8 protein-coding genes and 1 pseudogene are annotated in these 9,729 nt (G+C 65.7%); 4 read left to right on the top strand and 5 right to left on the bottom strand.

The window, feature by feature from the left end:
- The first annotated feature begins 8 nt into the window (after window positions 1–8).
- From ACF062_RS21195 to ACF062_RS21210, 4 genes are all read left to right on the top strand, one after another.
- A complete protein-coding gene (locus ACF062_RS21195; RefSeq protein ID WP_392140274.1) occupies window positions 9–980 on the top strand; it encodes a zinc-binding dehydrogenase in 972 nt (323 codons plus the stop codon).
- Window positions 981–1,754: 774 nt separating this feature from the next.
- Complete coding sequence (gene rfbD / locus ACF062_RS21200; protein WP_392140212.1) at window positions 1,755–2,657, top strand: dTDP-4-dehydrorhamnose reductase; 903 nt, start codon at window positions 1,755–1,757, stop codon at window positions 2,655–2,657.
- On the top strand, window positions 2,654–3,217 hold the full coding sequence (gene rfbC / locus ACF062_RS21205; RefSeq protein ID WP_392140213.1) for a dTDP-4-dehydrorhamnose 3,5-epimerase: 564 nt from the start codon (window positions 2,654–2,656) through the stop codon (window positions 3,215–3,217). Before rfbD ends, rfbC begins: the two co-directional genes overlap by 4 nt.
- A gap of 315 nt (window positions 3,218–3,532) precedes the next feature.
- Window positions 3,533–5,602, top strand: coding sequence for a Shedu anti-phage system protein SduA domain-containing protein (locus ACF062_RS21210; protein WP_392140214.1), 2,070 nt, complete (start codon window positions 3,533–3,535; stop codon window positions 5,600–5,602).
- A gap of 153 nt (window positions 5,603–5,755) precedes the next feature.
- Here the strand turns inward: ACF062_RS21210 and ACF062_RS21215 are convergent, their stop codons facing one another.
- The 5 genes and pseudogenes from ACF062_RS21215 to ACF062_RS21235 all read right to left on the bottom strand — a co-directional run bounded on the left by ACF062_RS21215 (window position 5,756) and on the right by ACF062_RS21235 (window position 9,399).
- Window positions 5,756–5,998, bottom strand: a complete 243-nt coding sequence (locus tag ACF062_RS21215; RefSeq protein WP_392140215.1) for a hypothetical protein — start codon at window positions 5,996–5,998, stop codon at window positions 5,756–5,758.
- A 164-nt stretch (window positions 5,999–6,162) separates the two neighbouring features.
- Window positions 6,163–7,059, bottom strand: coding sequence for a hypothetical protein (locus ACF062_RS21220; protein WP_392140217.1), 897 nt, complete (start codon window positions 7,057–7,059; stop codon window positions 6,163–6,165).
- Between the two features lie 315 nt (window positions 7,060–7,374).
- Entirely contained in the window at window positions 7,375–8,106 is a 732-nt protein-coding gene (locus ACF062_RS21225; protein ID WP_392140276.1) for a transposase, read from the bottom strand.
- A 45-nt stretch (window positions 8,107–8,151) separates the two neighbouring features.
- Window positions 8,152–8,445, bottom strand: coding sequence for a hypothetical protein (locus tag ACF062_RS21230; RefSeq protein ID WP_392140219.1), 294 nt, complete (start codon window positions 8,443–8,445; stop codon window positions 8,152–8,154).
- A gap of 52 nt (window positions 8,446–8,497) precedes the next feature.
- A pseudogene (locus ACF062_RS21235) lies at window positions 8,498–9,399 on the bottom strand (IS110 family transposase).
- Between the last annotated feature and the right edge of the window lie 330 nt (window positions 9,400–9,729).

The raw sequence follows: 9,729 nt of genomic DNA on the forward strand, positions 1-9,729 counted from the left end.
GCGTGCACATGCTTGCCGTTTGCGCTGTTCGATTCGATGCCGACGCACCACTCGAGGGACTGGAGATCAGAAAGATACCCGCCCCACGTCCGCCCAACGAAGATTGGACAGTCGTTACGGTGCGCGCTGCCTCCCTCAACCACCACGACCTGTGGACACTGCGGGGTGTCGGAGTCCGCCCAGGCTGCGGCCCGCTGGTGCTCGGTTCCGACGGCGCGGGATTGGACGAACACGGCCGACGGGTTCTCATCCACAGCGTGATCGGCGAGGAGGGGCATGGGACACCGCCCGGGGCAGGCCTGTCAATCCTGGCCGAGGACTACCCAGGGACCTTCGCCGAGCAGGTGACAGCCCCCCGGTGGAATCTTCTGACAATCCCCCCGGAGTTCTCCTTCGAGGAGGCAGCTTGCCTGCCCGGTTCCTACCTCACGGCGTACCGAATGCTCTTCGACGAGTCGCACACCCGGCCCGGTGACACCGTGCTGGTACATGGCGTCGGAGGCGGAGTGGCCACAGCGCTGATCCTCCTGGGCACCGCGGCCGGGTTGCGGATGTGGGTAACCAGCCGCACCGAGACAGGCCAGCGGAAGGCACTACGCCTCGGCGCCGAGGCCGTGTTCCCGGCAGGCGTTCCGTTGCCAGGGCAAGCAGACGCAGTGATGGAGACGGTAGGGGCTGCAACATGGCAGCACTCGATCGCCTCGGTCAAGGACGGAGGAGCCGTAGTCCTCGCAGGCGCCACCTCCGGGGACAACCCCCCCAACCTCCTCATGGATGACATCGTCGCCCGAGGACTGCGCATTCACGGAGTGAGACTCGGTCGCCGCAGCCAACTGTCCGATCTGATCACTTTCTGTACAGCGAAAGGGATCCGGCCGCTCATCGACACCACGTTCCCGCTCACCGAGGCCCACCACGGATTCCGCCGCATGGAAGCGGGTGGCCTATTCGGCAAAATCGTCTTTAAGATGAATTCTTGATTTCATGCAGGAGGGGCCGACCTAGAGATACAACGGGCACTCAATAGAGGAAGGGTGGTAGATTCGCTTTCTGGCGTGAAGGGTCGGGAATCCTCCCCATTCAAACAATGGCCCTTCCGTGAAACAACTGACACCAGTAGCGGATGCGGTTATCTTCGACCGGATGGAGCCAAGCTAGAGGCTGGCAACCCAGGTCGGGCGAGCCTTCAGAGCCATCTCCCGCTCGGCAGTCTGCGATGGTGAGCCACCGAAACGCAGCTCACGGCCAGGTACGCCTCTCGACGCCGTGAAATCTGCACGCAGCTAGATCGGCGCCTTACCCTCTGGGGCATCGAATCCTTCAGTGACCCGCTCAGCTCACCCTCCGAGGACTAAGCATTAAGAACTTGAGACGGTCACTTCATTGCCTTGACTGGGGCCCGGGCCTCCAGGTTGCGACGCATTGACATGCCTTGACAGGAGAAATAACGAGCCAGATTTTCCCTAATTCGGCTGCGTGCCGGCTCGTGATCAACGACAGTAGCGAGGTATATACCTAATGGGCGAAACCAGAAATCTTATATCTGATGACTCCGGGCCAGGTCCTGCCCCAGGAGTCAGAAATACAGTGGGCGATACTCTCGCCCGCGTGGGGAATCTCGCCGACCCGCGAGGCGTCGGCGGCCACCCGTGCTACCCGGTCGTCCGCAGCGGAATCTGCAACACCAAGCACCTGCGCGAACTCGAGGCTCGCAAGACCTTTCAGTGGTCGAAGAGGCCAACGGAGGGCGCGGCGTGAGCGGGCCAACCTGGTTAATCACCGGTGCTGAAGGACTGCTCGGGCAGCACCTACAGGTCAGCCTTGCGGGGCAGAGCGTCGTAGCGCTGAGCCGAGGGGCGCTCGACGTCACCGATCCAGAAGCAGCCCGAGCAGCACTCGCCTGCCACAAACCCGACATCGTCATCAACTGCGCGGGGTGGACCAACACCGAGGCTGCGGAGCTACATCCGCAACAGGCGTGGCAGGTTAACGCCAACGGGCCAGCGAACATCGCCGCACCGTGCGCACGTATCGGGGCGGTACTTCTGCACATCTCCACCGACTACGTCTTCCCTGGCGCCACGAGCGTCCCTTACCCCGAAGCGGCGCCGACCGCCCCGCTCAACGCCTACGGACGATCCAAAGCCGCAGGCGAGCAGGCTGTCCTGGAGGCACTCCCTGCAGGCTATGTCGTCCGCACCGCGTGGCTGTACGGGGTGGGTGGCAGGAACTTTGTCCGCACCATGATCAACCTCGAACGCGCCCGCGACACGGTAGATGTCGTAAACGACCAGCATGGGCAGCCTACTTGGGCAGCAGATCTCGCCGAGCAGATCGTCCAACTCGGCCATGCCGCCCGCCGCGGGACGGCTCCTGCGGGCATCTACCACGGCACCAACAGCGGCGCAGCCACTTGGTACGACCTTGCCTGCGAGACATTCCGGCTGCTGAGGGCCAACCCGGCCAGGGTTCGCCCAATCACCACAGACGAACTCGATCTTCTCGCAGCACGTCCCGCCTACAGCGCGCTGGCCCACGGCCGCTGGCAGGCAACCGGCATACCCCCTCTCCGCCCGTGGCGCGCAGCGCTCCACGCCGCCTTCCCTGCCCTCTTATCCGACTGCGTATCGACACCACTGAAGGCAGGCGCCTCATGAAACAGCTGAGCATCGACGGCGTGTGGCTGCATGAGCCACATGCCTACTCCGACAACCGGGGCGTCTTCCACGAGTGGTTCCGGTCCAGCTCGTTCGAGAGCGAGACAGGTTTCGACTTGCCCATAACCCAAGCCAACTGCACCTTCTCTCGCCAGGGCACGCTGCGTGGGATCCATTTCTCAGCTGCGCCTGGTCAGGCCAAGTACGTCACTTGTGTGCGGGGTGCCGTCCTGGACGTAGCCGTGGACCTGCGTGCGGGATCCCCTGCCTTCGGAAGCTGGGAAGGTGTACGGCTCGACGACGAGAACCGCCGCGCCCTCTATCTCGCACCCGACGTCGGACACGGATTCATGGCGCTTACTGAGGGAGCGGTTGTCGTCTATCTGTGTTCTAACGAGTACAGCGACAACTTGAGCAGGAGCGTTCACCCACTCGACCCAGATCTGGCCATCGACTGGCCGCTGGAAGCGGTCCTGTCCGAACGAGACGCATCTGCCCCCTCGCTCGCTCAGGCGCGGGCGCAAGGACTGCTGCCGCTGGCGCGGCCGCGCTCTGGTTGAGCGGCTATGGCGTAGCTGATGGTGTGCTTATGATCTTGATTATGGCTTGCTGTTGTTCAGTTGTACTGGCTGGTAGTTGCGCAGTCGGTGGGGGTTCGGGGGACCGAGTGGCCGGTGTCGCGGGATATATGGGTTGAGCTGGGTGCTTGGTGTTGCGCACGGGCCGCGCTGACGGCGGGTGGGCCGGGGCGGGCCGGTCGACGGTTCCCCCACCGCCCCGCTGCCGCGCTGCGCTTCGTCGTCTGACGTCTCGTTCGGCAGATGGAAAGTTCCGATCGACCGGTACCTGACCGCCCTGCCCTCCATCCTGGACACATGACGTCCAGCGACACCGCCCCGGCACACACGCAGCCATCGATCACGACGGTGACGCGGCACGACATCTTCAGCTATCTGCGCGGGATATCGAGCCCCTGGTGGGGGAAACTGGACGAGGTCACGTTCCTGGAGGACCTCTACGACCTGGACCGACCTGCGTCCGAGAACGGCCGGCTCCCGACTGTCCGCGCTGATATCCAGCAGCACCGGATTAACAACTACGACCTGGACGACGACTGGATCTTCGAGGATTCTCGGCTGGAGCTCTCGGACGGGCCGGACGAGGTGCTGCTTGCCTTCCTGGCACGAATGGTCCATCCCGAGGTGGCGGCCAGCGTCGAGGAGGCGATGAAGCAGGTTGAGGAGCTGAACCGGCTGCTGGCACCGGACGGGTGGGGCCTGCGTTCCTACGAGTTCCTCTCCGGCCGCCCGATCTACACGCCAGTCCGGCTTCCGCCGACGGGCCCGTTGGTCCCGCTGCCGCTTAACGATGACGACACGGGCAAGCTCGACCTGGTCCTCGGGCAGACCTACAGCCTCCTGGACTGCGCTGGCGAGGAGACTGCATGCGACCTGCTGCGCACAGCTGTCCTGACCCTGCGTCGCGACGGCGGCTTCTTCAACCCCGTGCCTGGTGACGGCTGGACGGCGGACACTTACGAGGCGGTCCTGACCGTGGAGCGCGAGCTCCAGCCCACCTGTGCCCCGGAGACGAAGGAGACGATCTGGCGGACACTGGAGAGCCTGCTCAGCCAGCTCGGACGCACCGACGTCCAGGACCTCGTGGTCGAAGGCGATACCCGGCCTCTGCCCCACATCCCGCCGGACTGGCGGGCCCAAGCCACCGCACCCGCCACCCCCATCGTTCGCGGTCTCCGCCTCCCCTTCACCACCACCGAGTTCGACGTCACCCGCGCAGACTTCGCCAACCTGGAGATCCGCGCCTCGCATGACAACAGCGGGTTCCACTACCTCTACGACACCCGCGCACGCCGGAGGATCACCGACTTCGTCCTCGACGACCGGCCCCAGGTGGCCACGCTGTGCAGCGTCACCATCATCAAGAAGGGCAGCACCTTCACGCCGAGGATCAAGCTGTGGAAGAAGGACAAGAAGAAGGCGGGGGAGATCCCTGCCACGCAGATGGTGCCCGACACCGTGGCCACCCGGGCCGTCAAGGCGCTCGTCGACACCGGGGACGTCCACGAGAACTTCTGGAAGGTCATCAACTTCCTCCAGGGCTGCGCCGGGCTGAGCACGCCCGGCGGCTCCGTCCAGCTCGTGGCCGGAGACGAGGCCCAGCTGACCCAGCTGCTGACCGGCCAGGACCGGACGATGGTTCTCGGTGCGGTCAGGACCGCGATCGGCGGCGGTCTCACCGAGGAGGACATCCGGTTGATCAGCAACCGCAGAGAGCAACTCCAGAAGTTCAAGCGGTTGCTGAACGATCCGGACTACTTCCAGCAGGAGGAGAGCCTTGCGCCGACGCGCGGGGCGGAGGCGGTCTGGCAGGCCTTCTTCGAGGCGAACCAGTGGATCTTCGGCTACGGGCTCAACCTCATCGCCTGCGAATCCATCGACGACGGCAAACTGGAACGCATCACCACCGGGGCCGACATCTTCGGCGGAGCCGGGAAACGCATCGACGCCATCATGCGTTCCAAGGGCCTGATCAGCAGCATGCTCTTCTGCGAAATCAAGACCCACGACACGGAGCTGCTCGCCAAGACCCCGTACCGCGCGGGCGTTTACCAGGCATCGAAAGAACTGGGCGGCGGCGTGGCGCAGGTGCAGAAGACCGTGAGCAAGGCCCAGCAGCTCATCTCCCGCGAGTTCCTCACCCATATCTACGATGACGACGGCACCCCGACCGGCATCGAGCTGTCCACCACCCGGCCCCGTCAGGTTGTGGTGATCGGGAGCCTGCGCGAGTTCACCCACAACGGCCGTGTGAACCCGGAGAAGATCAACTCCTTCGAGCTGTACCGGACATCGATCCAGGACGTCGAGATCATCACGTTCGATGAGCTCTACCAGCGGGCGTGCTTCATCGTCGAAGATCGCTAAGACTCCCATCCACCTGTCTGGTTGGCCTGTGGGTGTGTCCAGTACGTACGGCGGCCCGCGTGTGATGACCGTCGTACGGGGTGAGCCGCTGGTGGCCCCGGCTCGGACCGGGACCACCAGGTCTGCGGGTGTGGGATCAGCGGGTGCGCCGGGTCAGCGCTGCTGGATCCACCAGATGATCCATCCGGTCCCGCTCGCGCCCAGGGCGCCGGCGGAGCCGCGGACCACGCCGTAGCCCGCCGTACGGGCGAGGGCGCGCAGGCGACGGCGGCAGCCGCCGTCCGGCAGCTGCCGCAGACGGGTCCGGATCTCGGACCAGATGTGGCGCAGCTTGCCGTTGCCCTGGTGATGCCGGGTCGACGCCCGGCGGTCGGTGCCCTTAGGCTCGTTGGACATGCCGTGGTGCCTCCTTGGGGGGTGACTGTCGGTTTGTTCACTGGGCGGCTCCCTGCTGGAACAGGGGGCCGTCGCCCGTTTCGGGGCGGCGGCCTGCGCCGCGCCCGGCCCATGTGTGCAGGGCCGGGAGTGGTGGGGCCGGGGCCGTAGTGCCCCGGCGGTGCTCATCGCGGAATCGCGGCCCCCGAGAGCGCGGGGATACGGGCGCCGATCCGCACTGCGGTGCGGGCGATGCCCTCAGGAGTCCAGGCGGCCTCTGCCGCCTCGCGCTCTGTCTTGTTGACGTTCAGGTCGAACGGCGCGGCGAGAGCCCAGCGGACCTGCGTGCTCTGCCCGAGGACGGAGAAGCCGTCCAACTGCTGCTCGCAGAGGAACTCGTACAGCAGGCGCTCCTTCTTCAGCTCCTCGATGCCACGCCCGACCGTCGACGGGGAGACCCCGTACCAGAGCGCATACTCCCTGGCCTTGTGCAGGGCGAAGGACGGCTTGCGCTGGCTCATGAGGATGAGCAGCATCGTCTTCGCCGGCATCGACAGCTTCCGGTAGTAGTGCTGCTCCCAGTACGCGAACGGCACCTTGAAGTAGGTGCTCTTGCGGGAGCCCTCCTTGTCGCCCGACGGCGGTGTGTACGGGTCGCCGGAGCCGTCCTCGAGCAACTTGGTGATCTTCGTCATCCGGCCGTGCGGCTCGGTGCTGATCAGCTTCAGTTCCTTGAGCTTGTGCAGGTGTCGGGAGACCGCGGCGCTCGCGGTGCCGTTGGTGGCGAAGGAGATCCCCGCGGCGCGGCCCCAGGTCTCGGACCGGTGAGTGACGCTCCAGTCGGCGCGCGCGGTGACGCAGTGGATCAGGAGGAAGAGGTCCAGCCGCTCGTTACTGCGCAGCATCTTGGAGAACGGGCCGGGCCGCGTGATCAGGCGGAGGCCGGGATCGGCGTCCTGGACGAAGGCACGCCGGATGAGGACGGCACGGCCGGTGCGCTTGGACTGCTCCAGCAGCATCCGTATCGTGTCGTCCTGGCTCACGGGCATGTCCCGCTTGAGCACGGTCAGTTCGGTGGTCACAGAGTCCATGTTCACCGATCGGTCGTACGAAGCGGGTGTCGAATTCCCGGTGCGGCCGCTTGGCCGCCTCCCCTTCAGACCGGGCTATCGGAACACACTGGATAACTAATGTGGTGCCCGAAGCAGCAGGCAGGCACGTACTTGTCGCCTGGAACCTTTAACGCTTCAGATAGTGATCTTTGATGTTCTGGAGCCCAACTCTTGGATAGTTCACGCCGTGACTCCGCACCTGGGAGAACAGAGCGGCTAAGGGCTGTCCCGTAAATGATCTCTGAGTGGCCTCGGGCATGGTGGGCTGCTGTACGACCGGGTGGTCTATCCGGCGAGGGCGAGGTTGTGCATCCGGGCGATGCCGAGCATGGCGTGGTGGACGCCGTCGCCTTTGAGGCGGCAGTCGCGGAGGATCTTCCAGGTCTTCATCCGGGCGAAGGCGTGCTCGACGCGGGCGCGAATCTGCTTGTGAGACTTGTTGTGGGCCTGCTTCCAGTCGGACAACTCCTCGCCCTTGCGGCGCCGGTGGGGCATTACGAGCCCGGTGCCCGGATAGCCGCCGTCGGCGATGGTCATGGTCGTGCCGACGGCGGCCTTCGCGCCGGACTCCTCCCACGCCTTGCAGTCGTTGCGGTTGCCGGGCAGGGGCCGGCCGACCACGACGACGAGTCGGGTGTCGGCGTCGATGACGACCTGGTGGTTGGTGGAGTACCTGTAGTTCTTCGACTGCGCGGCGATGGTGTGGTCGCGGGTGGGGACCAGGGTGCCGTCCACGATGAGCACGGTGTCCTTGGCGAACCGCTTGCGGGGCTGGAGGGCGGGCATCGGCCCGAGGTGGTCGATGATCCGGTCCGCGGCTGACTTGGACACCCCGAACAGTGGGGCGAGCTGGCGCATGGTGAGGTTTGTGCGCCAGTAGGCCGCGACCAGCAGTGCCCGGTCCTCCAGCCGAAGGCTCCACGGCCGGCCCCTGCGGACCGCGTCCGCACCCTGGCGCCGCATAACCGTCACCAGCTTCCCGAACTGTCGCGAGCTCAGCCCGGTGAACGGGGCTATCCAGACACCTCAGGGCTCTAACGCGTCAAGTCCTCATCGTTGAGTTCACCGGTTTCCCCAGCGGTTCCAGAGCGTGCGATGCCATTCGGTGGCATCGGCTCCAGGCAGCGTCACCGGCGGCACCGGCCCCGGGCTGGTCTCGATCAGGTGCAGCAGCGACCAGGCGACGCCGTAGCAGTCGTCGGGGCCAAAACAGGCAGCCAAGGCATGCGCTTCGTCGGCTGTGACGGGCGCGGAGATGGCTTCGAGTTGATTGACTCGGCGGTCGATCTCCTCCTCGTCGGCGTCCCAGTTGGGGAGATGGCCGTCGGCGACGAACGCCTGGACTTCGGGTCTCATGTGTGAATGATCGACTGCTGTGGGCGACCTGAGCAAGGCGCGTTGCCGCAGGTCAGGCAGCAGCTGTCTCGGCCACCGAGGGCGGTGTGGGGAAGGCGGCAAGCTCGTCGAACCGTTCGCCGTGCTGGAGACAGTGGTAGAGCTGGCCGATCATGCGGTTGAAGAGGTTGCGCTGGGCGGCGGCGTGCCAGTCTGCGTGGTTGTCGCGGCGGCGCCGGTAGTGGGCTTTGGCGCCGGGCGATGCGGTGATCGCGGAGAACGCCCAGAGGTATCCGGCGTGGTTGAGGCGGTCGTTCTTCACCCAGCGTCGGCTGCGATGCCCCGCTGACGACCGGCCCGCTTGAGCGCAGCCTGCAACTGTGTGCGGGTAAGCCGAACCGCCTTGGCCGGCGTCGGGGCCAGCTTGAGGATCTCGTGGGCCTCGGGCCGGCAGAGGCCGTTCTTCCAGGATTCGACGGCCGCGAGAGCGGCCGGGTAGTACTCGCGCAGCAGGGATCGGAGCTGGTTGGAGATCTGCTGACGGTTCCAGGTCGCGTCCTGCTGAGCCCGCGCGAGGACGGCGACGGCGCGGGCCAGGTCGCTGTCGTTGGCAAGTGGTCGGTGGGCGTGCATGTCGGTCCGCAGCACGTTGGCCAGGACCAGGGCATCGCCCGGGTCGGACTTCTTGCGCGAAACCGAGTGCCGGTCGCGATAGCGGGCGGCGGCCATCGGGTTGATCGCGAACACCTGCCGCTTGCCGGTCCGCAGCACCGCGACCAGTAGGCCCCGGGAGGTCTCGATCGCAACCGGGATCGGGAATTCCTCCGTGTCGCCGTACTCAGCGAGTAGGTCCAGCAGGATTTTGTAGCCAGCGGCGTCATCGGTGATGTGCCGCTTGGCCAGTAACTGGCCGCTGTCGTCGACTAAGGCGACGTCGTGCGTGCGTTCCGCCCAGTCGATGCCGCAATAGATCAAGATCTTTCCCCTCCCAGCGTTCGGGTGTTCGTACTGGTCACGAGCTCATGCGGGACCACGCAGCGACCTAATCCAAGGACTCGACACGGGGCCGGTCCGCCACCTCAGCAGCTGTTCGTGGCACCAGCTCACCGCACGGGCCCCGGTCTGCGTTGGAGCTGAAGCGACTCGGGCATCACGAGGGGTCACCATGCGGCGGGCTCGCACCACAGACACCAACGAGTGATCAAGCGGGCAGTGTTGACGATGCTGGCGGTCACGAGAGCGTCGGGCATCACCGCTCTGGATATAGGGATCAAGTCCCCGGACGACTCAAGGCGTCAGCCCGAC

This window comes from Streptomyces sp. NPDC015345 (genome assembly GCF_043078805.1).
Classification (GTDB): Bacteria; Actinomycetota; Actinomycetes; order Streptomycetales; family Streptomycetaceae; genus Streptomyces.

Bases quoted from the DNA above. Each gene is read 5' to 3' on its own strand.
- ACF062_RS21210 (WP_392140214.1), top strand. From the start codon at position 3,533: ATGACGTCCAGCGACACCGCCCCGGCACACACGCAGCCATCGATCACG.
- ACF062_RS21230 (WP_392140219.1), bottom strand. From the start codon at position 8,445: ATGAGACCCGAAGTCCAGGCGTTCGTCGCCGACGGCCATCTCCCCAAC.
- ACF062_RS21215 (WP_392140215.1), bottom strand. From the start codon at position 5,998: ATGTCCAACGAGCCTAAGGGCACCGACCGCCGGGCGTCGACCCGGCAT.
- ACF062_RS21195 (WP_392140274.1), top strand. From the start codon at position 9: ATGCTTGCCGTTTGCGCTGTTCGATTCGATGCCGACGCACCACTCGAG.
- rfbC (WP_392140213.1), top strand. From the start codon at position 2,654: ATGAAACAGCTGAGCATCGACGGCGTGTGGCTGCATGAGCCACATGCC.